This window comes from Arthrobacter sp. B2I5 (assembly GCF_030816735.1).
In the GTDB taxonomy this organism is placed as follows: Bacteria; Actinomycetota; Actinomycetes; order Actinomycetales; family Micrococcaceae; genus Arthrobacter.
In genome coordinates this window covers 909,702-933,962 of sequence record NZ_JAUSYF010000001.1, presented here as the reverse complement: position 1 = coordinate 933,962, position 24,261 = coordinate 909,702, and the positions used below count along the sequence as shown (strand labels likewise).

Sequence of the window (24,261 nt, the reverse complement as noted above, 5' to 3'; positions counted from 1 at the left end):
TAGGTCCCGCCCGAATTGCGTCACAAAGGACCGGAAACGCTAAGTCACCTAGGGAAATATTTCGTCACGAAACGCCGGACGGCCTTGAAGAAGCCACCCTCCTGTGCATTTGCCGGAGCTTCCGCGGGGGCCGCCGCAGCCGGTTCCCTGGGTGCTTCGGCGGGCGCTTCGTTCATCTTTGCGACGGCGGCGTCGTACCTGTCCAGCGCAATCTCCGCGAGTACCGGGGATGGCAGCAGGGGTTCGGTCACGACGTCGGCCCCGGCCTTGGCCAGCTGGTCGTGGAAGAAGCCCGGCGCCAGGAGGTAGGAGGCAATCACCACGCGTCCGCCGACGTCCACAGCCCCTGCGGACTCCCCCGCCCCGGCACCTCCTTCCAGTTCCTCGCGAAGCATCGCGACGGCGTCGGGCACTGACGGCTTGGCCGAGGCACCAAAGGCGGCCACCATCCGGTTGGACCGCAGCTCCCGCAGCTGGCCCAGCAGTTCCTCGACACTGACGGCGGCGTTGGGGTTGGAGGAGCCGGCGGCGGCCAGGACAATGACGTCGTTGTCAGTGGTGCCGGCCTCGCGCAGCCGCTGGTCCAGCAGTCTGGCGAGCCGCGGGTCGGGGCCCAGCGGCGCGGCAGCCGCACTGCCCGGACGGCTCTTCACGGCCCGGGCGATGTCCACCTTCACGTGGTAGCCGACGCTCAGCAGCAGGGGAACAACGACGGCGGCCTCCCCCTCCGGCAGGCCCGCCACCACGTCCACCAGGTCCGGCTGCTGGACGTCCACATAGGCTTCCCGGACATCAAGGCCGGGCCGCAGTTCGGCGATGGCGGCGCGCAGGGCATTGACCTCCGCGGCCCCCTGTGTGTTGGACGTCCCATGGGCACAGGCGATCATGATGGGGCTGTTCATAGGGGCTAGCGTAACGTTGGAGCCGCCCTGTCCGCCCTCTTTGAAATACCGGGGACGCCCCATGACATTCGCCTTTGACAACTCCCCGGTGTGGCTGGATCTGCTGGGCGTGTTCTTCTTTGCCGTCTCGGGTTCGCTGCTGGCGGCGCGGAAGCAGATCGACATAGTGGGATCGCTGCTGCTCGCCTCCCTGGTGGGGCTCGGCGGCGGCGTCATCCGCGACATCATCCTCGCCCTTGTCCCCGCGGCGTTCACCAATCCGGCATACCTGGCCCCGCCGCTGCTGGCCACGGTGCTGGTGTTCTTCCTGTTCTCCAGCGTGCAGCGGTACACCTCGCTGCTGATCCTTTTCGACGCCGCCGGCCTGGCCCTGTTCTGCATGACCGGCACGCTCAAGGCGCTGGCCACGGGGCTCAATCCGGTGGCGTCCGTGCTGCTGGGCGTGACAACGGCCGTGGGCGGCGGGCTCCTGCGCGACATCACTGCCAATGAGGTTCCCGAGCTGTTCAACCCCAAGGACATTTACGCGCTGCCCGCGTTTGTGGGGGCTGCCATGACTGCCGTGCTGTGGGTCTTCGGCGTGTTCAACGTGCTCACGGCGGCTGGCATTGCGGCTGTGGTTTTCACGTTCCGGGTCCTGGCTTGGCGGCGGTCATGGCAGGCCCCCCTTGCAGTCCGCGGGTGGCACCGGCGGGTGGGTGGCACCGGGCTGTGAGGGCCGGTCCGGGTGTCATTTTGGGGTGCTCTGCATTGGCTAGGATATGAGCATGACTGACATGTTCCTCGAGAAGTTCCGCGCGCTTGTTCCGAAGTATCTCGAGGATGAATGGCAGGAAGAGGACGGCCTGACCCCGGAGGAACTGGATAAGGCCCTCGCGGATCACCAGTTCGACATTCCACTGGTCCTGCGCGAGTTCTACCTGGCCCTGGGCGGCTGCGAGGACCTGATGGAGGCGTACCACTACTTCTGGGATCCCGAAGAGCTCGAAGTGGATGACGAAGGCTTCCTCATGTTCCTCGAGGATGAAGAGGAAGCATTCACCTGGGGCTTCCGTGTAGGCGACCTCAGCGTCCCCGATCCCATCGTGTACCGCCGCAACAACGCCCGCGGCCAGTGGAAGTCCGAGGAAGGCACCTTTTCCGAGTTCGTCTTCGACATGTTCGAGTGGGCGTTCGAGGACGAAGAGGAAGAGTAGGGGCCTCCCCGCTTCCCTGGGCTGGCTGACGCGGTCCCGGGGCACTTTGACACGGACACGCCGTGATCCAACGCCCAATGTGCGGTTGTCGCGGCCCAAAGTGCCCCGCGACGGCGGGACTCACCTCGCACTGAAGGACCCCTGCCGGCTCTGCTCCAGCACCGCCAACACCTGGGCCACCATCTGCTCGGGATGATGGACGACCTCAACATAGCCGAACCTTAGGCAGAGACGACCGCCAACCACTGTTGCATTGTTGCGTGCCCGGTCCTTTTTGACCTGCTTTGCCTCCAAGTGGGAGGCTCCGTCGGTTTCCACTACCAAGCAATCCTCAATCAGGAAGTCCACTTCCCCCACGCCTTGGAGCTCAACGTGGCGGCGTACATGAAGGCCAGCCCTCCGGAAGTGGTAGCTGGCCAAGACCTCCAGGACCGAATCGGCCCGGGGAATCACGTAATCCAGGACTGCCCGGGCCCGGGCGTTGCGGTTCCCGGGGAGTTTGCGCCGAAGGAATTCCACTGTCACGTCTCCTCGCTGCGCCGCGCACTGGACCATGACCAACGCTTCCAGGGCAGGAAGGCAACGCAGGGCATGGATGAGGACGTCCGCCAGGCCCGCCACCGGCAGCCACGGGTGGACAGGGTGGAGGATCCGGCCGTGGGTTACGGTTCCCGGCACTGTCTTCTTGTGCCCGGGGCTCAGGTGGACCGTGCCAGCCTTCTCCAAGGTCCACAGCTGATAGGCCGGGGCAGCGGATAGGCAGGTCACGAACGCATTGTGCTGCAGCGCCAAACCGAGCTCATCGCCTTCCGTTGGCAGGCCATAGACACCCCGGCGGACCCGGACGACGCTGCCTGCCGCGAGGGCCTTGTCCACACGCGTTCCCGTGAACCCGGCATGGTGTAGTGACGCAATTCTGGCCACGCCTCCCCGATGACGGAGGAAACCTTCAATATCCATGCTCAAAAGTCACCCGAACCCCACCGCGGACGGTAGTTCCATGCAGTGCCATGTGGAGAACCCGCCATCGCGGGGCACTTCGACACGGACTCGCCGCGGCTTAAGTCCTGTCTGCGGGAAGGTGGCCCCAAAGTGCCCTGCGACGAGACAGACGCAGCTGAAAAATCTTTGACACCAGCAGTAACAACAGACTTGCGCATTATGACAAACCTGTCATAAGCTATTCACGGATCCACTAAACGCCTCCGGCGGGTCTGATGCGAACGGAGAGATGGCCCCGGTTCACAGCAGCTTCGGTTGTTGAGGACCGGGGCCGTCCCGTTAACGCCACCTCCCATCGATTGCTCCGTACTTGTCGTTATGGCGCGTCAAAACGACAAGTACGGAGCAATCGATGAAAAGAAGAAGCCCGGCGCCACCTGGAAAAACCAGGGGAACCGGGCTCCCGACAAATTCGTGATCAGCTGGCGCGGTCCACCACAGCCAGCGCGAAATTGGACAAGGACTCCTTGACCACGCCTTCGGGCAGCGGAGCCAGGGCGGCGATGGCCTCATCAGCCCACCGGCGTGCCACCACCCAGGACTCCGCCGTCACCGGGTGCTCACGGAGCCCGGCAACGGCGGCGGCCAGGGCTTCGTCCGAGGACAGGTCGCCATCGATCAGCGTCAAGAGGTCGACGGCGGACTGGTCACCATCAGCGGCAGCCTTGCGCAGGAGCAGCACGGGCAGGGTGGGAACCCCTTCGCGCAGGTCAGTACCGGGTGACTTGCCGGACTTCACCTTGACGCCGGTGACATCGATGACGTCGTCGGCAAGCTGGAATGCCACGCCCACCTTCTCGCCGTACTCCACCAGGATGTCCTCGAAGGCCTCGTCAGCGCCGGAGAAGATGGCACCGAACTGGCCGGAGGCCGCCACCAGTGAACCGGTCTTGTCCGCGATGACTGACAGGTAGTGCTCCACCGGGTCCTCGTCCGGGCGGGGACCCACGGTCTCGTGCAGCTGGCCCAGGCACAGCCGCTCGAAGGTGCGGGCCTGGATTCCCAGGGCACGCCCGCCCAGTTCGGACACCAGGATGGAGGCGCGGGCAAATATGAGGTCGCCGGTGAGGACGGCCACGGAGTTGCCCCACACCTCGTGGGCGGTGGGTGCACCGCGGCGGAACGGGGCGGAGTCCATGACGTCGTCGTGGTAGAGGGTTGCCAGGTGCGTCAGTTCAACCACGACGGCGGCCTGCACCACCGCGGGCAGCGATGCGTCCCCGAGGTGGGCGCAGAGCAGCGTCAGCAGCGGCCGGATGCGCTTGCCGCCGGCTTCCACCAGGTGGCGCGACGTTGCGTCAGCCAGGGGATCCGAATTGGCGATGGCCTCGCGGAGCTTCTTCTCCACCCTGGCCAGGTTGTTGGTGATGGCAGGGCCCAGTTCAGCATCCGCCGCGATGGCCGCAAAGCCCGCCGGCAGCTGGAGACCCGTGGCAATGGCCGTGGTGTTGAGGCTGGGTTCGGAGTCCGGCAGGCCGTGCCCGGCGTGCGTCCAGCTGTGGTCTGCGGATTTGGTCACGGGTTAACCCTAACTTTTTGTTGCGGATACCGCTGGTTCGGAGCTGACGGGGTGGACGATGTATTTGTTGTGGCCGGAACCAGCGATTCCAGGACGCGGATCACCCGGTCCTCGAAGCCCTTGGCGGAGGGGTCCGTGAGGTTGGCCAGGAGCCGGACCACGAACCGCATCAGCACCGGGATGGGCATGCCGGTCCGCAGCGCGAGTTTCATGACGGCGGGCTTTCCGATCAGCGCGGCGAAGGCCCGGCCCAGGGTGAAATGCGAGCCCCACTGGTCCCGCACATAGTCCGCGTACCGCGAAAGGTGCGCGTCGGCGTCGTACGTTCCGCCCGCTGCCATGGAGCGCGAGGAGGCGTCGATGATGAACTCCGCGGCGAAACGCGCCGACTCCATCGCGTAGGAGATGCCTTCGCCGTTGAACGGGGAGACCATGCCGCCGGCGTCGCCCAGGAGGAGCAGGCCGGGCGAGTAGTGCGGGGTGCGGTTGAAGCCCATGGGCAGCGCGGCGCCGCGGATCTCCCCCACCTGGTTCTCCGGCGTGAAGCCCCAGTCGGCGGGCATGGCGGCGGTCCATTCGCGCAGGACCTGCTTGTAGTCGAGCTTGCCGAATTCCTTGGAGGAGTTCAGGATGCCCAGGCCCACGTTGGAGGTGCCGTCGCCCACGCCGAACACCCAGCCGTAGCCGGGGAGCAACTTGCCGTCGCGGCCGGGAAGCTCCAGCCAGCCTTCCATCCAGTCGTCGTCGGTGCGCGGGGAGGTGAAGTAGGTGCGGACGGCGACGCCGAGCGGGCGGTCGTCGCGCTTTTGGATGCCGAGGGACACGGCGGTGCGGGTGGAGTTTCCGTCCGCGGCGAGCACGACGTGGGCACTAAAGTCACGCGTCTCCCCCGTCTTGCGTCCGGACTCGTCGAGGAGCGCTGCGCGGACCCCGGTGACGCGGCCGTCGTCGTTCCGTATGGCTTCGGTGACGCTGTGCCGCTCGAGGATGGCGGCGCCCGCGGACTGGGCATGCCGGGCCAGTTCCTCGTCAAAGCCGAGCCGGGTGCGGATCAGCCCGTACTGGGGGAAATCGGAGACCTCGGGCCAGGGCAGTTCGATGGTGCGGCCGCCGGCGATCAGCCGCAGGCCCTTGTTCCGGCGCCAGCCGTCGTTCTCGGGGTGGGGCAGGCCGAGCTTCTGGATCTCGCGGACGGCGCGGGGGGTGAGCCCGTCACCGCACACCTTTTCCCGTGGAAACGACGTCTTTTCGAGGACCGTGACGTCAATGCCCGCTTTGGCGAGGTAGTACGCGGCGGTGGATCCGGCCGGACCCGCGCCGACAATCAGTACCTTCACAGGTCAGCGGACGATGTTGCGGCGCAGCTTGGCCACCGGGCCCTTGTGGGCGGCGATGGCGGCAGCGGCACCGTCCGGAGAGGAATCGGCCGGCTTGAAGGCACGGTGGACGGCCACGATGCCGCCGGTGAGGTTGCGGTAGGTGACGTTCTCCCAGCCGGCCTCCTGCAGCCAGGCGGCGAGGTGGTCCTGGTCCGGCCAGGCGCGGATGGACTCGGCCAGGTACACGTAGGCGTCCGGGTTGGAGGCGACCTTGACGGCGATGGCCGGCAGGGCCCGCATCAGGTATTCGGTGTACATGGTGCGCCACAGCGGAACCACAGGCTGGGAGAACTCGGCGATGACCAGCCGTCCGCCGGGTTTGGTCACGCGGAGCATCTCCTGCAGCGCCTTCTTGGGCTCGTTGACGTTGCGCAGACCGAAGGAGATGGTGGTGGCGTCGAAAGTGTTGTCAGCGAACGGCAGGTTGGTGGCGTCCCCGGCAATGAAGTTGATGTCCGGGCGGCGGCGCTTGCCCACCTTGAGCATGCCCAGGGAGAAGTCGCAGGCCACCACATCTATGCCCGCATCGGCATACGGTTCGCTGGAGGTACCCGTTCCGGCGGCAAGATCCAGGACCCGCTGGCCCTTGGAGACTTCCATGGCGTCCACCACGATCTTCCGCCAGCGGCGGGTCTGCCCCATGGAGAGGACATCGTTGACGACGTCGTATTTCGGTGCGACGTCGTCAAACATCGTGGCTACTTCGTCCGGACGCTTATCCAAGGATGCTCGGTTCACCATGACATTGTCTCAAATGTTCCCGGGGGTGCTGACCAGCCCCGATTTGCCGCCTACCGCCCGCGTCCGCCTGCACCAAGGCTGCACCAGGGCGCCGGGGAGGCCATGGTGTACGCGGGAGTAGTGTTGTCTCATCATGACGAGCACGTTCCGCACCTTGACAGTCCCCCTGGATGGCAAAGCGTTCCCCGGGGGGCTGCCTTCGTTTCTGGTCAGGGACGATGTCCTGTGCTGGACCCGCCGGGAAGCCGGCCTGGCCGGTTTCGGCGAGATAGCGCGCTTCACGGCCACAGGCCCGGACCGGTTCCTGGAGGCGGACATCTGGTGGCGGCACCTGGTCCTGGAGGCTGAGGCCACGGACACGGTTGAACTGCCCGGCACCGGCCCCGTAGCCTTCGGCTCCTTTGCCTTTTCCAAGACGTCCGCCCACGAATCCCGCCTGATCGTGCCGGAGATCGTGGTGGGCGTGCGGGACAATCAGGCTTGGCTCACGCAGTTGACGTTCGACGGCGGCCCGCTCACCGAGGAGTCGGCCCTCGCCGCACTTGACCGCTGGCTCAGCGGCGGTCCCGCCGGCACGGACGCTGCCGGAGCCCCGGACGCTGAGAGCACGACGGCGGCAGCGGACTCCGCTGGGGACGCCCCCTTGGGTGCCGTGCCCGGGAAAGCCGGCGGCGCCGTCGTACGTCCCCTCCGCCTGGCTGCCGACGCAACGCTGCATACCGGCTCCCTGAGCGAGGAAGCGTGGATGGATGCCGTGGCCGCCGGCGTTGCCGAGATCCGCACGGGCGCACTGGAAAAGCTGGTGCTGGCCCGCGACGTGGTGGCCACGATTCCCTCCGGCGTACATGCCGCAGACGTGCTGCGCGAACTCGCCGCGAGGTACCGCGAATGCTGGACTTATGGCGTGGACGGGCTGGTGGGGGCCACCCCCGAGATGCTGATCCAGGTGGAGGGCCGCACCGCCCAGGCCCGCGTGCTGGCCGGCACCCTGGACCGCCGCGACGCGCACGGCGAGGACGGGCCGCCCATGGATTACGCAACGCGCGTGCTGGCCGGGTCCGAGAAGCAGCGGCATGAGCATGAGATTGCCATCCAGTCGCTGACCAAGCAGCTGGCGCCGTTCTCGGAGGCCATGAACGCCCACGATGAGCCCTTCATCCTGGAGCTGCCCAACGTCTGGCACCTGGCCTCGGACGTGAAGGCGGAACTCACCGAGGTGGAGGGCCACGTGCCCACCTGCCTTGCCCTCATCAACGCACTGCATCCCACGGCGGCCGTCTGCGGAACCCCAACGCTGGTGGCGGGCGAACTGATCCGGAAGCTCGAGCATCTGGACCGCGGCCCCTACGCCGGGCCGGTGGGCTGGCTGGATGCCGCCGGGAACGGCGAATGGGGCATCGCCCTGCGCGGCGCCGTCATCGAGTCGTCCAAGACCGTGCGGCTTTATGCCGGGTGCGGCATCGTGGACGGCTCCCAGCCGAAAGCGGAACTGGCCGAAACGTGGGCCAAGTTCCGGCCGATGCTGGAGTCGCTGGGCATCAGCAGCTGAGCCCCCGCCCAACTAGGTAGCAGTAGATGTCGTTTTGAGGGCTCTAAACGACATTTACTGCTACCTAGTTGGGTAGGAGTCTGGGATCACGGACAACTAGTGGCGTGGAAGGCTTGAATCCCGTTGTGGTTTAGTTATCCAATAATCAAAAGAAGTTTTCTGTGATGCACATCTCCTTATCGGCGCTACACTATGAACCGGTTTAGTCCCGCATACCCCTGCAACAAAAGGTAAGAAATATGCAGCTCAAGTCCCTGGCCACGGCCAAAATGTCAGCCAAGGCAGCAGCACTCCTCGCCGCCGGCGCCCTCACCCTCACGGCATGCGGCGGGGGAAGCTCCACCCCGGCAGCCTCCGAAGGCGGCGTAAAGCTGATCAACGCCGGTAAGCTCACTGTCTGCTCGGACATCCCCTACGAGCCCTTCGAATTCCAGAAGGACGGCAAGACTGTCGGTTTCGACATCGACATCGCCAACGAGGTAGCCAAGGACCTCGGCGCGGAACTTAACACGGTGGACAGCTCCTTCGAAGCCATCGAGACCGGCACCGCACTCACCCAGTGCGACGTGTCCATCTCCTCGATCTCCATCACCGATACGCGCAAGTCGGTCATGGACTTCTCCACGCCCTATCTGGATGACGACCTGACGCTGGTGGCCAACACCGGTTCGGGAATCAAGAGCCTGGATGACGCCAAGGGCAAGAAGGTGGGCGTCCAGCAGGCCACCACCGGCGCTGAGTACGCCAAGGACAAGGGCATCGAGGCGCAGCAGTTTGAGGACACCGGCCTCCTGGTCCAGGCGCTGCAGGCGGGCACCGTCGACGCCGCCCTGGGCAACCAGTCCGTCCTGGGCTACGCCATCAAGGATGACCCCAAGTTCAAGAGCGTCGAGGACTTCGCAACGGGCGAGAAGCTCGGCATTGCCGTCAAGAAGGGCAACACCGCCATGCTGGAGAAGGTCAACGGCACGCTCAAGCGCCTGACCGACGATGGCTCGCTGGAAAAGTTCAAGACCACCTGGTTCGGCCAGACCGCCAAGTAGGCCTGCGGGCTATCGAACGCCGCTGGGGCCCCGGACAGGCTGTAGTCAGTCCGTCCGGGGCCTCAGCCACGCACAACGAAATGTGAGCTATTAATGGCAATGACCGCACGCCAACGGGCCCGGGTAAGCCTTTACGTCCAGGGCGCAATCTTCCTCGTGGCCCTGGTGGCCATCATCCTGGCCGTGGACTGGAAGACCATCGGCACCAGTGTCTTCAACTTCGGCAAGATCGGTCCGATGTTCCCGGACATCTTCCTGTCCGGCCTTAAGAACACCCTGGTTTACACCTTCCTCGGCTTTATTGTGGGGCTCTCGGGAGGCCTGCTGCTGGCCCTCATGAAGCTCTCCAGCTTCCCGCTCTACCGCTGGATCGCCACCGGCTACATCGAATTCTTCCGCGGCATTCCCGCGCTCCTGGTCTTCATCGCCTTTGGCTACGGCGTTCCGCTGGCCTTCGGCGTCCAGTGGAACGTCACCATCGTGGTCATGATCTCCCTGGGCATGGTGGCCTCGGCCTACATCGCCGAGACGCTTCGCGCCGGCCTCCAGGCTGTGCCCAAAGGCCAGCTCGAGGCAGCCCGGTCACTGGGCATGCCGCAGTGGCGTGCCATGGTGACCATCGTGATCCCGCAGGCCTTCAAGATCGTCCTGCCGCCGCTGACCAATGAGGTCATCCTGCTGACGAAGGACTCCTCGCTGATCTACGTCCTGGGCCTGACCGCCTCGCAGTACGAACTCACCAAATTCGGCCGCGACGGTATCTCCAGCCTGGGCGCGGGCCTGACTCCGCTCCTGGTGGCCGGTGCCTTCTACCTGGTGATCACCATCCCGCTGAGCCTCCTGGCCCGGAAGTTCGAAAGCCGCTCCGCGCGGACCAAGCGATAGGCAGGGAAATCAATGAACGACGTCGTCAATAATCCCCGCGGAGGGACGGCAACCGTCCACGCGGCAGGCGTATCCATCGCCAACCTGCGGAAGTCCTACGGTTCGAACGAGGTTCTGAAGGACATCAGCCTGACCGTTGCCCCGGGTGAAGTGGTCTGCCTGATCGGCCCTTCCGGCTCCGGCAAATCCACCCTGCTCCGCTGCGTAAACCTGCTGGAGCAGCCCAACCATGGCAGCATCCAGGTGGGAGGCTTCGAGGCCACCGATCCGGATGTGGACATCGACAAGATGCGCCGCAAAGTGGGCATGGTGTTCCAGCAGTTCAACCTGTTCCCGCACCTGGATGCCAAGCGCAACTGCACCGTGGCGCAGACCAAGGTTCTGAAGCGCTCCCAGGCCGAGGCGGACAAGGTGGCATTGCACAACCTGGAACGCGTAGGCCTGGGACACCTCGCGGACCGGTTCCCGGACCAGCTTTCCGGTGGCCAGCAGCAGCGTGTGGCAATCGCCCGCGCACTGAGCATGGACCCGGAATTGATGCTCTTTGACGAGCCCACGTCAGCGCTGGACCCGGAAACCGTGGGTGATGTCCTCTCGGTCATGCGCAACCTGGCCAAGGAAGGCATGACCATGCTGGTGGTGACCCACGAGATGGGCTTCGCCCGCGAGGTGGCCGACCGCGTGGTGTTCATGGACGGCGGCGTAGTTGTGGAGGAAGGCGTGGCCGAACAGGTCATTTCCGCCCCCACCCAGCCCCGCACCAAGGAGTTCCTGCGCCGCGTCCTGGACCCGACGCACATCGAGATCGAAGAGGAATAGGTCTCCGCTTTTCGACCCTCAGATTCCCTGGCGCTGCCAATATTTCGGTGGCGCCAGGGAATTTTTGCGTCCGGGGGTAAAGTGCGCTTGAGGTCGTAACCAGCCGGTGCCTACCGCCCCGCCAGCACACCCTCGACAGCGGCAGCAACGGCGTCCTTGATCCGGGCATGGAGCTGCCGCAGCTGCCAGCGGTCCGTCCGGACCTCCACAATGCTGCGCCCCTGCACAGGCCGGGCAAGCGCTTCGGAGAGTCCCGCCGTCGTACTTACCAGTGAATGGCCGACGCCGTACGCCGCGGCGAGTGCCGCGATGTCCACGGAGTGCGGGGTAGCGAAGAGCCGTTCGACGGCGTCTCCGTAGCGGCCGCCCTCCTCGACTCCCCCGTGTTCCAGGAGTCCGAAGATGGCGCCGCCGGAATCATTCAGGACCACGATCCGCAGGTCCGGCTGCTCTTCCCCTGCACCGAGGAGGAGTCCGCCGGCGTCATGGAGGAACGTCACGTCGCCTAGAAGGACGGTGGTCTCCTGCATGCCCCCCAGGGCGATGCCGGTGGCCGTGGAAACGGTGCCGTCGATCCCGGCGAGGCCCCGGTTTGCGTACACGGTGGCGGCGGGATCAGGCGCGGGCAATCCGGCCAGGTCCACATCCCGGATGCCGTTGGAGGATCCCAGCAGCAGCTGGCCGCGGGCATTCTTCCAGACCAGCGCGGCGACGGACGGCCCGGTGGCAGCGGCTTCTGCGGCGATTATCTGGTCCAGGGCATGCTGCGCGGCGGAGCCGGCGAGGAGCCAGGTGTCCAGCCAGGTGGAGTTGCCGCGGCCGGCGAAATCGGCGAGGTCCGCCAGGTTTTCCAGCGGCAGCTCGGTGCGGCGGCCGGGCTCGTACCAGGCCACCGGAATCGGCTGGTACAGGGCCGATTCAACATCGGCGCGGGCCAGGAGCGCAGCCACGGGACGGGACAGGGTGGGCCGGCCGAACAGCACCACACGTTCAACCGGCTGTGCGGAACCGGGACCGAAATGCTCCAGCAGCAGCCGGTATGGGCCCACGGCGTTGGGTCCGAAGCGGGAATTGGAGGACGGCTCGGCCAGCAGCGGCAGGTTGTGGGCGCGGGCAAACGCCTCGGCGACCGGACCGGCGTCGTGCCCTGCCAGCACCACGGTGCGCCGCTCCGGCAGGCTGTCCGGTGCCGGCGGCAGGTTCATGACCAGAGGCTCGGTGCCCACCCGGTAGCGCTGCCGCTCCACCGCCTCCGGCAGCCCTTCGTCCTGCGACGGAACCAGCGGGTCGCGGAACGCGAGGTTCAGCTGGACGGGGCCCGGCGGCAGGTCCGGGAAGGCGCCGGTTGCAGCGGAGAGCCCGGTTTGGACGGCCCGCTCGGGGTTGGTCCCGGCGGGAACGTCCACGGCAAACCTGACCTGCTCACCGAAGAGGTCCGGCTGGATGGTGGTCTGGTTGGCGCCGGTTCCGCGCAGCTCGTCGGGCCGGTCCGCGGAGAGGACGATCAGCGGCACGGCGGCATGGTTGGCCTCCATCACCGCCGGCATCAGGTTCCCGACGGCGGTCCCGGACGTGGTGAGCACGGCCGCCGGAGACCCGGTGGACAGGGCCAGGCCCAGGGCCGTGAACCCGGCCGACCGCTCATCGATCCGCACCAGCAGGTCCACCCGCCCGGCAGCAGATGCCTCGGCCAGGGCGTAAGCCATAGGTGCCGACCGGGAACCCGGCGACACCACCACGTGCCGGACGCCGCCGTCGAGCAGGACGTCGACGGCGGTCCGAGCCGCAGCGAGTGCGCTCAGTTCAACTTCCTGCAACTCAGCAGGAGTGTCCGGGGCAGGTTCGTTCAGCGAAGTCACCAAACCAGTCTGCCACCCTCGCAGCCACCCCTAATCCACGATGCTCCATCACTTGTGGTCCCTAAACCGGGGCCTGGGGACCAAAAGTGATAGAGCAACGATGGGAGTTAGGCGCGGAAAACCTGGACCACTGCGGGACGCGGGGCGCGCACCTGGCCGGGTGCCGGCGTCGTACCTGCCGGGACGTAGTCCGGGAAGAGGGAGTTGGGCGCCTCGAAGGTGCCGTCCTCGCCCGGGTGCTGCACGGCGACGAACACCGTGCGCTCGTCGTCGTGAATGACCGGGCCGCAGGTTTCGGCGTCGCGCGGGACGGACAGGAACTGCTCCACCTTTCCGCGCTCAGCACCGTCCAGGGTGACCTTGAAGAGGCCGTCGTTGTAGCCGATGCCGGAGGGGGCGCCGTCGGTGGAGATCCAGAGGTTACCCACGGAGTCGAAGGCCACGTTGTCCGGGCAGGAGATGGGCGAGACCTTGTCCACCGGGTACCCCGAGAAGTAGGTGACGTCACCCTGGGCCGGATCACCGCAGACCATCAGGAGCGTCCAGTTGAACTTCGTGGAAGTCTGGTCGCCGGTTTCGGTGATTTCCACGATGTGTCCGTCGCGGTTCTGGTTGCGCGGGTTGACTTCGGTGGCGCCTTCCTTGGTGCCGGTGCCGCGGTCCGAGTTGTTGGTGCAAACCACGTAGACCTTGCCGGTGTGCAGGCTGGGCTGGACATCCTCGCAGCGGTCCATCTTAGTGGGGCCCACCTTGTCCGCCGCCAGGCGCGTGTACACCAGGACCTCCTCCACGGACATCCCGGGGACGACGGACTTCCCGCCGACCACCAGGGGCAGCCATTCGCCGGTGCCGTCGAAGGCGCCGTCGGCCAGCAGCTTGCCCGTTCCGTCGATGTCCGCGGCAGGCGAGTTGCCGGTGAATTTGGCGACGTAGAGGTCGCCCTCGGACAGCAGGTTCATGTTGTGCCGTCGGTCGCCTTCACGGTACTTCTCTGCCGAGACGAACTTGTAGAGGTAATCGAACTTCTCGTCGTCGCCCATGTAAGCCACCACGTGACCCGATTCGGCCACAATCACGTTGGCGCCCTCGTGCTTGAAACGGCCCATGGCGGAGCGCTTCTTGGGGGTTGAGGTGGGGTCGAACGGATCGACTTCGACGATCCAGCCGAACCTGTTGGCCTCGTTCTCGTAGCCGGGGTTGCGAGTGTCGAAGCGGGAGTCGTCCAGCTCCCACTCGCGCGCAGTGGGCTTGGCGGTGAGCCCGTAGCGTTTGTCGCCGGCGGAGGTGCCGCCTGCGACGAAGTAGCCGTTGAAGTTCTCCTCGCCGGAAAGGATGGTGCCCCAGGGGGTGGTGCCGCCGGAGCAGTTGCCGAACGTGCCCTTGACGGCGCGGCCGGACGGGTCGGCGACGGTCTTGACCAGTGCCGAGCCGGCGACGGGGCCGGTCAGTTCGTACGTGGTGTCCGAGAGGTAGCGGCGGTTCAGCGGGGCACCCTTGACGTAGCTCCACGGCTTGGCCGTGTTCTTGCGCTCCAGTTCCACCACGGCCAGTCCGTGGGCGGCCCGGCCAATGGCCCGAGTTTCTGCGGCGTCGTAACCGGCCGGGACCATGATGCCCTCATTGGTGTATTCGTGGTTGGTGAACAGCACGGCGCGGCGGCCCTTGGTGCCCGGGATTTCCAGGATGTCCGTGTAGTCGTTGTTGTAGCCGAACTGGCGGGCCTGGGCCGCTGCAGTCTGGTTGTTCAGGTCGAAGTCGGGCGAGTCGGCGAACAGCGGATCGCCCCAGCGGATGATCGGCTGCCAGGTGAAGCCCTCCGGCACGGTGAAGGCGTCCACGGCCTTGTCCACGGGCTTGATGGCCGTGAACTGCAGCTTGGAGTTGCCAAAGCCTTCCTTGGCGGCCTTGGACAAGCCGGCAGCGGAAGCGGGCTCGGCGGAGCCCACCGCTGAGCCGAAGACGACGGCGAGTGCACCGGCGGCTCCCATGCCCAGGGCGGTGCGGCGGGACAGGGTGGCGGAGGCAATGTCGCGGAAGTAGCTGTTGGAGCTGGTGTTGCAGACATCGCCGGCGCAGGCGTTGTCACACTTGAGCGCGCAGGTGACGGGGCTCCGCTTGCCCTTGGTGTGGCCGAGCATGGGCAGCAGGGTGAACTTGCGGGCAGTTTCAGACATGGGAACCTTCCAAGGAATCTCGCTGGCGTGCCTGATCACCCTTCCAGCCGGTTCCTACAGGAAGCCATCAATTGGATGAAGTTATGGTGAACCGCCCGTGACCTGCAGGAACATCCTCCAAACCCTCATCGATTGCTGAGTAACTGCCGTTTTGGGACCTGAGAACGACAGTTACGGAGCAATCGATGGTGGGGTGGGTGTTGAGCTGAGGAGGGCGTGGACGCGGCGGAGCCGGGTCAGCCACCAGTTGAGGCGTTCGGCGGACGCTGCAAACTGCTCAAGCAGCCCGGCGTCGGCGCTGACGTCGCGGAGGCGGATGGCGCCGTCGTCGGCCACAAGGGGGTCCAGCGTGATGTCCGATTCGAACAGCGACACCGTTCCCAGGCCGCAGGCGTAGGGCAACTCCGGCAGGGCGGCGGCGAGCGCAAGGCCAGCACGGATGCCGACGGAGGTGTCCAGCGCGGAGCTGACGACGGCGGGAAGTCCGGCCTGTGCCACGATGTCCAGGGCGCGGCGCACTCCCCCAAGCGGTGCCACCTTGACGACGAGAAGGTCCGCCGCCCCCGCCCGGGCCACCTTGAGCGGATCGGTTTCCTTGCGGACGCTCTCATCCGCCGCGATCAGTACCGGCGTCCCGGCCTCCCGCAACCGGGACCGCACCTCAGCCAGGCCCTCGATCGACGACACCGGCTGCTCGGCGTACTCCAGCCCAAACGGCGCCAGCCGGGTCAGGGCATCCACCGCGCCGGGCACGTCCCAGCCACCGTTGGCGTCCACGCGGACGGCTGCGTCCGGCAAAGCGCTGCGGACAGCACCTACCCGGGCGACGTCGTCGTCCAGGGACTGCCCCTGCTCGGCCACCTTGACCTTGACGGCGTCCACCCGTCCGAACCGGGCCAGCACGTCAGGAACGCGGTCTGCGGAAACGGCTGGCACGGTGGCATTGACCGGGACGGAGTGCCGCACAGGGGGCGGGAACCCCTGCCAACCCGCTTCGATGGCGGCGGCCAGCCACCGGGACGCTTCGGCGTCGCCATACTCGGGGAACGGGCAGAACTCGCCCCAGCCCGCCGAGCCGCGCAGCAGCAGCGATTCACGTTCCATGATGCCGCGGAACTTCACCCGCATGGGCAGGCTGACCACATGGGCGCCTGACAGCAACTCGTCCAGTGGAGGGATCAGGGTATCGCGGGCAGGCATGGCTTCACTGTACCGGCGGCTCCGGGGGCAGCAGCGGGGCTGCCGGGGTCATGTGGACAACTCAGATCCACTTGTTGTGCTTGAACGCCAGGTAAAGGCCCAGGCCCAGCGCCGCCATCAGGCCCAGGGCGTAGGGGTAGCCGTAGGTCCATGCCAGCTCAGGCATGCTGGCGAAATTCATGCCGTAGATGGATGCCACCAGCGTGGGAGCGAACAGGATGGCAGCCCAGGAGGAGATGCGCTTGACCTGCTCGCTCTGTTCAAAGCTGGACTCGGTCATCCGCTGCATTTCCTCGTTTTGCCGCTGGGCCACCAGGGCTGCGTTCACGGCGAGCGCGTTCTGGAGCAGGGCGCGGAAAGATGCCACGCGCTCATTGATCCGGATGACGTGGTCCAGGACATCGCGGTAGTGGTCCCGGAGCTCGGTTGCCTGTTCGCGGTCCGGAGCCCCGGCAATGAGGGCCTGCAGGATCCCGGCCAGCGGACTGGTGGCCCGCTGGAAAATGATCACCTGGCGGGACAGTTCGTAGATGCGGCGGGATACATCCGGATCGGCCCCGAAGAGGTCATCCTCAATCTCATCGATGTCGTTTTCGAGGCCGGCCACCACCGGTTCGTACTCGTCCACCACCTGGTCCAGAATCCCGTAGAGCACGGCGTCGGGCCCCAGGGCCAGGAATTCGGGCATCGACTCCATCCGGCGCCGGACCTTGGCCAGGTCCGGAGACTCGGCGTGCCGGACGGTCACCACGTACTCATCACCGGCAAAGATGTGGATCTCGCCGAAGTCCACCTTTTCCTCGTCGTCCCGGTACCTTGCTGGCCGCAGCACCAGGAACAGGCACTCGCCGTAGTGCTCCAGCTTGGCCCGCTGATGGCCGGCAAGCGCGTCCTCGATGGCCAGGGCGTTGAGGTCGAATTCCTCGCCGACGGACTGCAGCTCCTCCCCGTCCGGCCGGTACAGCCCGATCCACGCCATCCCCTCGCGCTGGCGGAGCAGGAAGTAGGTCTCGTCCAGGTCCTCGGGGTCCTCGGTGCGCAGCCCGTTCACGTACACCGCGTTGTCAATGATGGTCACGGCGTACCCTCCCCGGACCGCTCCCGCTCCCAGTCGTCCAGCAGGGCCGGCATCCGCCAATTGAGGAACCGGTAGAAGCGGGCCATATCCGCCACGCGGGCCCGTGCGGCCGATCCCTCCGGGAGGGTATCCGCCGTCGCATCCGTCAGGGAAGCAAGCTTTTCGTATATGGGACTGTTCCGCATGGACACCACATACCACTCGTCCTCGTGCAGGGCGTAGAGGTCGCGGCGGCTGCCGGGCTGGGACACCCGGTGGATGAAGCCCACGGTCTGCAGGTACCGCACGGCCCCGGAGACCGCCGCGGCGCTGGCGCCCAGCCGCTCCCCGAGCTCGGCCGCCGTGAGGCTCCCTGTCTCGGATGACACCAGTGCAAGCAGCGTCCGTGCCGGCATCTTGGGGAAACCGGCGGCGGCGAAGGCAGCAGCGGTTCGTTCGGCAGCGGCGACAGTGGCACCGGCATCGGCAGACTCACCAGGCCCGGATACCGAACCAGGCCCGGATACGGAACCAGGCCCGGGAACCGAGCCAGGCCCGGATACCGAACCGGCCCCGGATACCGAACCGGCCCCGGGTACCGAACCAGGCCCGGATACGGGACCGGCACCAAGACGGGCCTCAGAGCTCATGCCGACCCCACTTCCCGCCGCCGCATCACCGCAACGGACAGTGCGGCAACCACCGCGGCGACGGCCAGCATCCACCATGCGCCGCTCCAGTCCGTGGCGTCACCCTGCGGAACCGGTGTGTGGGTGAACGGAGACAGGTTGCGCAGGTTTTGGTCCAGCCCCAGCATGCCGCCGAAAATGCCCAGCATCACGCCCAGGGCCAGCAGCGCCCAGCTGGCGGCGATGGTCGCGGCGGGCCACAGGACGAACACCAGGGCGGGAACGGCCAGGTAGATCAGCGCCGCCGGCAATTGGGCCAGGGCGGTCTCCCACAAGGCATCGGCCGGCATGGAGTCACCGGAGCCGGTCAGCGTGACCCATGCACCCAGGCCGGTCAGTCCTACCACCAGCACCACGGCCGCCGCGCCCAGCAGCAGGTAGCCGGCCAGCCACCGGACCCGCCCCACGGGAGCGGCCAGCAGGAGTTCGGCGGTTCCGGCCGCTTCCTCCTGCCGCAGCCTGATGACCGCTTGCAGCGCACAGGCCGCCGCCAGGACCCCGGCCATCGAGAAGATCACCGAGACCATGAGCTGGGTCAGGGAGACTCCCTGCGCCTGGAGCATTGCCCGCATCACCGCCGTGATACCCGTCCCGGGCGTATCAAGGGCGGCCACCGCTTTGCCCAGCGACCCCGCCAGCAGCCCCAGCGCCAGCCCGCTCAGCGCCCAGCCGATGATGGATCCGCTTTGCAGCCGCAGTGCCAGGGCCACCGGACTCCGGAGGCCCGGCCGGGCAGCTGGGCGTCCCGGCCTGGCACCCCACACGCTGGCCCCGGTGTCCCGTTTTTGAAGGATGAACCAGGCGGACGTCAGACAGACGACTGCGAGCGCCAACGGCAGCAGCAGCGGCCAGGCGCGGTTCCCTGAGTAGGCATACGTCTGCTGGCCCCAGCCGATCGGTGAGAACCAGCTGGCGGGCCCCTCGGTCATGGTGGTTCCGTCGGCGCCGGGCGTCCCGGTGGCGTCCCCGATCCCCCGCAGGAGGTAGGCAAGGACCACCAGCGCGGCAGAGACGCCGTTGGCGCCGCGCGAGGTCCCCATGAACTGGGCCACGAGCAGTCCCACGCCCAGGAATGCGAGGCCGACGGCGCCCGTTGCGGCTCCGGCGGTCAGGGAACCTTGCGGGTCCAGGCCCTGGGCGGTAAAGCCGGCGAACACGGCGAGCGCCACGAGGATGTTCGCGGCGGCGCCGTGCAGCAGGGTGGCGATATTGGGCAGCAGGCGTCCGGCGGGAGTTGCGGCCACCAGTTCCGCCCCGCCGGTTTCTTCGTCGGCGCGGGTGTGGCGTACTGCCAGGAAGGTGCTCATCAGGCCGGCCAGGAGGGCGAGGAATGCGTAGATCAGGAAGAACGTGAAGGCGCCCTGCTCCGCGCCGCGGGGCAGGCCGCGCAGCATCAGGATGGCGGGCGTGGCGATGGCCACCTGCAAAATCTCGGTCCGTGCCGCTGCGCTGCCGTAGGTTTGGGTGACGGCGGCCGCCGCAAACAGTGCGAACATCCCGATGGCCGCCACCCAGCTCACCAGCTGCCAGCGGTCCCGCCGCAGGCGCTGGCCCCAGAGGACAAGGAGGACGCCCATGTCAGCTCCGCCCACGCGCGCCGAGCAGGTGGCGCCGCGAACCATGTCCACCGGCGGGTGCATCACCCTCCGGAGCAGCCGAGGCATCCCCGTAGTGCCGGAGGAACAGCTCCTCCAGCGACGGCGGAACAATCGTCAGGCCCTGGACGCCCAGGGCGCCCAGTGCGGGAAGGACTTCCGCGATCCGGTCCGAGTCGGCACTGAACCGGACCCGCCCGGCGTCGAGCGTGAGGTTATGCACTGCGCCCAGGCGGGCCAATGCCTCCGCGTCCAGGCCGTCCGCGGCGAACGAAACTTCGGACCTGGTGAGGTGCCGCAGCGAATCAAGCGTGCCGCCGTCCACAATCCTGCCGGCGCGGATGATGCTCACGCGATGGCAGAGCACCTCCACTTCGGAGAGGATGTGGCTGGAGAGGAGCACGGTGGCTCCGCGGTCGACGGCGGCCAGCAGCTCGCGCCGGAAGACCTCCTCCATGAGGGGGTCAAGGCCGCTGGTGGGCTCATCCAGCAGGTAGACCTCGGCTTCCGTGGCCAGGGCCGCGATCAGCGCCACCTTTTGCCGGTTGCCCTTGGAGTACGCGCGCCCCTTCTTGGCCGGATCGAAGTCGAACACCTGGCACAGCCGGTCCTTCCGGCGCCGGTATGCAGCACCGTCCGCGGTGCCGCCGCGCAGCCGGGACAGCAGGTCGATGGTCTCGCCGCCGGACAGGTTGGGCCAGAGCCTTACGTCCCCGGGCACATAGGCCAGGCGCCGGTGCAGTTCCACGGCCTGGCTCCAGGGCTCGAAGCCCAGGACAGCCGCGGAGCCGGAGGTGGGCCTGGCCAGCCCCAGGAGGATGCGCAGGGTGGTGGATTTCCCGGCGCCGTTGGGGCCCAGGAAACCGTGGATTTCACCGCGCTGGACCTCGAGGTCCAGCCCGTCCAGGGCCCTGACGTGCCCGAAGTGCTTATGCAGATTCGCTGTGTGGACAACGGTGTTCATGCTTCAAGTCTTCGGAGTTTTCACAATTTTATGAAGGTACTAAAGTCCCCACTATGAGCACCGGCGACCCCCTGTCCAGCGGCCAGGCCGCCCGCTCTTCCTCGGCGCCCCTCTATGCCGCCGGGTTCGTCACCGCGTTCGGGGCCCACAGCATCGCGGCCGGATTGGGCGCGCAGAGCGGAAACATCGGCCTGACCCTGCTGAACCTGGGCATCCTGCTGGCCCTCTACGACGTCGCCGAGGTCTTCCTGAAGCCGGTCTTCGGTGCGCTCAGCGACCGCATCGGCGCCAAACCCGTCGTCGTCGGCGGACTCCTCGCCTTTGCCGCGCTGTCCCTTATCGGCCTGGGCGCTGCCGACCCATTCATTTTGGCCCTGGCCCGGCTGGGACAGGGCGCGGCGGCGTCGGCCTTCTCGCCGGCGTCGTCCGCCATGGTGGCAAGGATGGCCCGCGGCGGGAAGGCCGGCACCTACTTCGGCCGGTACGGGTCCTGGAAAAGCCTGGGTTACATCATTGGCCCGCCGCTGGGTGCGGGCCTGATCCTGGCCGGCGGCTTCCCGCTGCTGTTCGGCACCCTGTCGGCGCTTGCCGCGGTCACCGCGGTGTGGGTGCTGGTGTCCGTGCCGCACCTGGTGCCGCTGCCGCGGAAGCGGTACACGGTGATGGACCTGGCCCGGCAGGTGGGCGAGCGGCGTTTCCTGGTCCCCACGCTGGTACTGGCCGCCTCCACGGGAGCACTGGGCGCCGCCGTCGGCTTCCTCCCGGCGCTGGCCACGCGGCACGGCATGGATGCCTTGGCCGGGACGGCCGCGGTCAGCGTGGTGGCGCTGGGCTCGGTGCTGACCCAGCCGTGGATCGGGCGCCGGCGGGACCGGCACGCCGTCACTGACAACAAGGGGACGACGGCGGGCCTGCTGCTGATTGCCGCGGGCGTCGGCCTGGTGGCGGCCATCCCCGGCGTGGTCACCATTTTCGTTGCCGCGGCGTGCATCGGGGTGGGGATCGGCGCGGTGACCCCGCTCGGCTTCGCCCACCTGGCGGACACCACCCCGCCCGAGAGGATGGGCCGCACGATGGGCTCGGCGGAACTGGGGCGCGAACTGGGCGACGCCGGCGGGCCCCTGCTGGTGGGCGGCATCGCCACGCTCACGGTGCTTCCGTTCGGGCTGGGCGCCCTGGCGCTGCTGGTGGCCGCGGCAAGCATCCCCCGGCTGGACCCGGTCCAACCCACCTCCACCCCCTAAGCGGCCTTCCAGCTTTCTGTGTCACCCTTAACCGCGATGACTTTTTCACGGCAACTACCCACCAGGGCCCTGGCCCGGCCTGCCCCGGGCTCGGCGTTCCTGTTCGTGCTGTCCACCCTGGCGTGCATTGCCGGCCTGTTTGCCACCTACTACTTCTTCGTCCAGACCACCACCGGACAGTTCATCGACGAGTCCGCGCTGGTGGAAGCGGTGGAAATCCACGGGCCCGCCGGGAAGGCAGCCACCCGGTTCCTGGACCTGCTGCCCACCATCTCGCTGGTGATGGCCGCCGTCGTGGTCCTGTTCGTGACGGTGATCCGGCGGCACTGGGCGGAGGCGGGGATTGCCGTGGCCGCCTGCATCGGCGCGAACGTGGCCACGCAGGTGCTGAAGGACCTGCTGCCCCAGCGCCCGGACAAAGGGGTGCTGACGCTGGAGCTGAATTCCCTGCCGTCCGGGCACACCACGCTGGCGGCGTCGGCGGCGGCAGCAGTGTTCCTGATGGCGTCCCCGCGCTGGCGGCCCATGGCCGGCTTCATCGGCGGCAGCTTTGCCATCGCGTCCGGGGTGTCCACGCTGATCAACCAGTGGCACCGGCCGGCCGATGTGGTGGCCGCGTTCCTGCTGGTGGGCGCGTTCATGATTCCGGCGGGCTGGCTGATCCTTCGCCGCGGTTCCTGGAACGAGTGGGACGGGTTCGGCGAACATGTTGGCTCGGCCCGGATCTGGCTCACGCTGCCGGTGCTGATCGGGCTGGCCTCGGCCGTAGTGGCGGTGTTTTCGCTGATCCGGATTGCGCCCAGCCCGTGGCAGGAGGCCAGCACCACCAACTATTTCTGGGCGGGCATCGCGTTGATCGTGATCGCGGGCTACCTGGCCACCGTGGCCACCACGTCACTGTTCGCGTTCGCGGCACGACGGCGGGGCGCACCGCGCCGCTGACGGGCCGCCTTGGTGCCACCCACCCAACTAGGTAGCAGCAGATGCTGTTTTGGGCCCCCAAACCGACATCTACTGCGACCTAGTTGGGGAAGGGAGGGGAAGCAAAGGGTCAGCCGGCGTTGAGGCGGGCCAGCAGCAGGGCTTCGGCCACGATGGCGTTCTCGAAGTCGCCCAGGTGGATGGATTCGTTGGCCCCGTGGGCCCGCGAGTCCGGGTCCTCGGCACCCGTGATCAGGATTTCCGCCTCCGGGTACAGCCTGTTCAGGATGTTCACGGCCGGAATGGAGCCGCCCACGCCCATGGAAACAGCGGGAACACCCCAGACGTCACTCATCGCCGCGAGCATTGACCGTGAGGCGGGGGACGACGCATCCCCGGCGAACCCCTCGGTCCGGCCGCCCGGTGTGAAAACCACGTCGGCGCCGAACGGTACGTGGGCTTCCACGTGCCGGCGGACTGCCTCCATGGCGGCAGCGGTGTCAGACGACGGTGCCAGGCTCAGGCTGAACCGCGCCCGGGCCGCGGGCTGCAGCGTGTCGGAGGACAATGCCACGGATGGCGCATCGATCCCGATGATGGCCATGGCGGGTTTGGTCCACAACCGCGACGTCAAGGATCCCGAGCCGGCCAGCGGCACCCCCGGAAGCACCCGGGAATCGGCGCGGAACTCTGCCTCGTTAAGGGACGGACCCGGCTCCTCCGAAGCCGGCAGGCCCTCCACCGCCACGCTGCCGTCGTCGTGGTGGAAGGAGGCGATGAGCCGGGACAGTGCTGCCACGGCGTCCACCAGCGGCCCGCCGTAGGTCCCGGAATGCAGGGCATGCTCCAGCACCCGCACCTCGATGGTTCCCAGGACCAGCCCGCGCAGGCTGGTGGTCAGGGCCGGCACGCCCACCTTCCAGTTCCCGGAGTCGGCCACCACCAGCACGTCCGCCCGCAGCAGGTCGGCGTGCTGCTGCAGCAGGGGCAGCGACGGCGAGCCTGCCTCCTCCTCGCCGTCGATGAACACCGTAATGCCCACGCCCAGGTCACTGCCCAGGACCCGGAGTGCGTTGCGGACGGCGGCCACGTGCAGCAGCACGCCTGCCTTGTTGTCCGCCACTCCCCTGCCCCAAAGCCGGCCGCCGCGCTCCACCGCTTCGAAGGGCGGGCTCTCCCACAGCTCCAGGGCGCCGGCGGGCTGGACGTCGTAGTGCGCGTACAGCAGGATGGTGGGCTTGCCCGGTTCCGCGGGCCGGCGTCCCACTACTGGGGGGGCACCGGGACTGCCGTCCGGGCGGTGTGCCTGCAGGATGTCGACGTCGGCCAGCCCGGCGTTGCGGAGCAGGCCCGCCACCTGCTGGGCGGCCTGGTCCAGCTGGGAGGGGTCGAAGGAGTCCCAGGCCATGGCGGGGATGCGGACCAGCTCAGAGAGTTCGCCGACGGCGGCACGGAAGTCGCCGCGCACGGCTTGCCGGAGGCCGGCCAGGACATCCTGGTCCACTTTTGACGGCGGCGCCATC

Annotated in this window: 21 protein-coding genes; 8 read left to right on the top strand and 13 right to left on the bottom strand. The window is 67.4% G+C overall.

Translation table 11 applies throughout. The features are described from left to right. Positions 1-44 precede the first annotated feature (44 nt). Positions 45-902, bottom strand: a complete 858-nt coding sequence (locus QFZ60_RS04445) for a sirohydrochlorin chelatase (RefSeq protein ID WP_307088544.1) — start codon at positions 900-902, stop codon at positions 45-47. A 61-nt stretch (positions 903-963) separates the two neighbouring features. Between QFZ60_RS04445 and QFZ60_RS04440 the strand changes: the two genes are divergently transcribed. Next, the gene (locus QFZ60_RS04440) at positions 964-1,617 is read left to right on the top strand and encodes a trimeric intracellular cation channel family protein (RefSeq protein WP_307088541.1); all 654 of its coding nucleotides are present in this window, start codon (positions 964-966) and stop codon (positions 1,615-1,617) included. Between the two features lie 52 nt (positions 1,618-1,669). Beyond that, positions 1,670-2,098, top strand: coding sequence for a hypothetical protein (locus tag QFZ60_RS04435; protein ID WP_307088539.1), 429 nt, complete (start codon positions 1,670-1,672; stop codon positions 2,096-2,098). A gap of 120 nt (positions 2,099-2,218) precedes the next feature. Here the strand turns inward: QFZ60_RS04435 and QFZ60_RS04430 are convergent, their stop codons facing one another. From QFZ60_RS04430 to QFZ60_RS04415, 4 genes are all read right to left on the bottom strand, one after another. Next, complete coding sequence (locus tag QFZ60_RS04430) at positions 2,219-3,058, bottom strand: DUF559 domain-containing protein (RefSeq protein WP_373427660.1); 840 nt, start codon at positions 3,056-3,058, stop codon at positions 2,219-2,221. A gap of 460 nt (positions 3,059-3,518) precedes the next feature. Further along, a complete protein-coding gene (locus QFZ60_RS04425) occupies positions 3,519-4,619 on the bottom strand; it encodes a polyprenyl synthetase family protein (RefSeq protein ID WP_307088535.1) in 1,101 nt (366 codons plus the stop codon). Continuing rightward, positions 4,616-5,956: a geranylgeranyl reductase family protein gene (locus QFZ60_RS04420; protein ID WP_307088533.1), complete on the bottom strand. Its 1,341-nt coding sequence runs from the start codon at positions 5,954-5,956 to the stop codon at positions 4,616-4,618. The genes QFZ60_RS04425 and QFZ60_RS04420 overlap by 4 nt, the downstream gene beginning before the upstream one ends. A 3-nt stretch (positions 5,957-5,959) precedes the next feature. Beyond that, positions 5,960-6,736 carry a demethylmenaquinone methyltransferase gene (locus QFZ60_RS04415; protein ID WP_235008696.1) on the bottom strand — a complete coding sequence of 259 codons (777 nt, stop codon included), beginning with the start codon at positions 6,734-6,736 and terminating at the stop codon, positions 5,960-5,962. A gap of 136 nt (positions 6,737-6,872) precedes the next feature. Between QFZ60_RS04415 and QFZ60_RS04410 the strand changes: the two genes are divergently transcribed. The 4 genes from QFZ60_RS04410 to QFZ60_RS04395 all read left to right on the top strand — a co-directional run bounded on the left by QFZ60_RS04410 (position 6,873) and on the right by QFZ60_RS04395 (position 11,035). Beyond that, a complete protein-coding gene (locus QFZ60_RS04410; RefSeq protein ID WP_307088531.1) occupies positions 6,873-8,288 on the top strand; it encodes an isochorismate synthase MenF in 1,416 nt (471 codons plus the stop codon). A gap of 239 nt (positions 8,289-8,527) precedes the next feature. Further along, positions 8,528-9,331 carry an ABC transporter substrate-binding protein gene (locus QFZ60_RS04405; RefSeq protein WP_307088529.1) on the top strand — a complete coding sequence of 268 codons (804 nt, stop codon included), beginning with the start codon at positions 8,528-8,530 and terminating at the stop codon, positions 9,329-9,331. 93 nt (positions 9,332-9,424) lie between these two features. Further along, a complete protein-coding gene (locus QFZ60_RS04400; protein ID WP_056329418.1) occupies positions 9,425-10,216 on the top strand; it encodes an amino acid ABC transporter permease in 792 nt (263 codons plus the stop codon). A gap of 12 nt (positions 10,217-10,228) precedes the next feature. Next, positions 10,229-11,035, top strand: a complete 807-nt coding sequence (locus tag QFZ60_RS04395; RefSeq protein ID WP_307088523.1) for an amino acid ABC transporter ATP-binding protein — start codon at positions 10,229-10,231, stop codon at positions 11,033-11,035. 110 nt (positions 11,036-11,145) lie between these two features. On the opposite strand, the gene menD is transcribed toward QFZ60_RS04395, so the two are convergent. From menD to QFZ60_RS04360, 7 genes are all read right to left on the bottom strand, one after another. After that, a complete protein-coding gene (gene menD, locus QFZ60_RS04390; protein WP_373427659.1) occupies positions 11,146-12,894 on the bottom strand; it encodes a 2-succinyl-5-enolpyruvyl-6-hydroxy-3-cyclohexene-1-carboxylic-acid synthase in 1,749 nt (582 codons plus the stop codon). 107 nt (positions 12,895-13,001) lie between these two features. Next, positions 13,002-15,068, bottom strand: a complete 2,067-nt coding sequence (locus tag QFZ60_RS04385) for a PhoX family phosphatase (protein ID WP_307088519.1) — start codon at positions 15,066-15,068, stop codon at positions 13,002-13,004. Positions 15,069-15,239: 171 nt separating this feature from the next. Beyond that, positions 15,240-16,268 (bottom strand): o-succinylbenzoate synthase, encoded by a 1,029-nt coding sequence (locus QFZ60_RS04380; RefSeq protein WP_307088516.1) that lies wholly within the window; start codon positions 16,266-16,268, stop codon positions 15,240-15,242. A 61-nt stretch (positions 16,269-16,329) separates the two neighbouring features. Continuing rightward, the gene (gene corA, locus QFZ60_RS04375) at positions 16,330-17,346 is read right to left on the bottom strand and encodes a magnesium/cobalt transporter CorA (RefSeq protein WP_307088514.1); all 1,017 of its coding nucleotides are present in this window, start codon (positions 17,344-17,346) and stop codon (positions 16,330-16,332) included. Further along, positions 17,343-17,975, bottom strand: a complete 633-nt coding sequence (locus tag QFZ60_RS04370; protein WP_307088512.1) for a GbsR/MarR family transcriptional regulator — start codon at positions 17,973-17,975, stop codon at positions 17,343-17,345. The genes corA and QFZ60_RS04370 overlap by 4 nt, the downstream gene beginning before the upstream one ends. Next, entirely contained in the window at positions 17,972-19,591 is a 1,620-nt protein-coding gene (locus QFZ60_RS04365; RefSeq protein ID WP_307088510.1) for an ABC transporter permease, read from the bottom strand. The genes QFZ60_RS04370 and QFZ60_RS04365 overlap by 4 nt, the downstream gene beginning before the upstream one ends. Position 19,592: 1 nt before the next feature. Next, on the bottom strand, positions 19,593-20,573 hold the full coding sequence (locus tag QFZ60_RS04360) for an ABC transporter ATP-binding protein (RefSeq protein ID WP_307088508.1): 981 nt from the start codon (positions 20,571-20,573) through the stop codon (positions 19,593-19,595). Positions 20,574-20,626: 53 nt separating this feature from the next. On the opposite strand from QFZ60_RS04360, the gene QFZ60_RS04355 reads away from it, so the two are divergent. Together QFZ60_RS04355 and QFZ60_RS04350 are read left to right on the top strand one after the other, a co-directional pair. Further along, complete coding sequence (locus QFZ60_RS04355; RefSeq protein WP_307088506.1) at positions 20,627-21,817, top strand: MFS transporter; 1,191 nt, start codon at positions 20,627-20,629, stop codon at positions 21,815-21,817. Between the two features lie 36 nt (positions 21,818-21,853). Further along, positions 21,854-22,759 (top strand): phosphatase PAP2 family protein, encoded by a 906-nt coding sequence (locus tag QFZ60_RS04350; protein WP_307088503.1) that lies wholly within the window; start codon positions 21,854-21,856, stop codon positions 22,757-22,759. Positions 22,760-22,868: 109 nt separating this feature from the next. Here QFZ60_RS04350 and QFZ60_RS04345 read toward each other — a convergent pair whose 3' ends face one another. After that, complete coding sequence (locus tag QFZ60_RS04345) at positions 22,869-24,260, bottom strand: M20/M25/M40 family metallo-hydrolase (RefSeq protein ID WP_307088501.1); 1,392 nt, start codon at positions 24,258-24,260, stop codon at positions 22,869-22,871. Position 24,261 lies beyond the last annotated feature (1 nt).

Coding starts and splice junctions, on each gene's coding strand:
- QFZ60_RS04380 (WP_307088516.1), bottom strand. CDS start 16,268: ATGCCTGCCCGCGATACCCTGATCCCTCCACTGGACGAGTTGCTGTCA.
- QFZ60_RS04445 (WP_307088544.1), bottom strand. CDS start 902: ATGAACAGCCCCATCATGATCGCCTGTGCCCATGGGACGTCCAACACA.
- QFZ60_RS04435 (WP_307088539.1), top strand. CDS start 1,670: ATGACTGACATGTTCCTCGAGAAGTTCCGCGCGCTTGTTCCGAAGTAT.
- QFZ60_RS04440 (WP_307088541.1), top strand. CDS start 964: ATGACATTCGCCTTTGACAACTCCCCGGTGTGGCTGGATCTGCTGGGC.
- QFZ60_RS04400 (WP_056329418.1), top strand. CDS start 9,425: ATGGCAATGACCGCACGCCAACGGGCCCGGGTAAGCCTTTACGTCCAG.
- QFZ60_RS04405 (WP_307088529.1), top strand. CDS start 8,528: ATGCAGCTCAAGTCCCTGGCCACGGCCAAAATGTCAGCCAAGGCAGCA.
- QFZ60_RS04360 (WP_307088508.1), bottom strand. CDS start 20,573: ATGAACACCGTTGTCCACACAGCGAATCTGCATAAGCACTTCGGGCAC.
- QFZ60_RS04395 (WP_307088523.1), top strand. CDS start 10,229: ATGAACGACGTCGTCAATAATCCCCGCGGAGGGACGGCAACCGTCCAC.
- QFZ60_RS04410 (WP_307088531.1), top strand. CDS start 6,873: ATGACGAGCACGTTCCGCACCTTGACAGTCCCCCTGGATGGCAAAGCG.
- QFZ60_RS04350 (WP_307088503.1), top strand. CDS start 21,854: ATGACTTTTTCACGGCAACTACCCACCAGGGCCCTGGCCCGGCCTGCC.
- QFZ60_RS04430 (WP_373427660.1), bottom strand. CDS start 3,058: ATGGATATTGAAGGTTTCCTCCGTCATCGGGGAGGCGTGGCCAGAATT.
- QFZ60_RS04370 (WP_307088512.1), bottom strand. CDS start 17,975: ATGAGCTCTGAGGCCCGTCTTGGTGCCGGTCCCGTATCCGGGCCTGGT.
- QFZ60_RS04385 (WP_307088519.1), bottom strand. CDS start 15,068: ATGTCTGAAACTGCCCGCAAGTTCACCCTGCTGCCCATGCTCGGCCAC.
- QFZ60_RS04365 (WP_307088510.1), bottom strand. CDS start 19,591: ATGGGCGTCCTCCTTGTCCTCTGGGGCCAGCGCCTGCGGCGGGACCGC.
- QFZ60_RS04345 (WP_307088501.1), bottom strand. CDS start 24,260: ATGGCGCCGCCGTCAAAAGTGGACCAGGATGTCCTGGCCGGCCTCCGG.
- QFZ60_RS04355 (WP_307088506.1), top strand. CDS start 20,627: ATGAGCACCGGCGACCCCCTGTCCAGCGGCCAGGCCGCCCGCTCTTCC.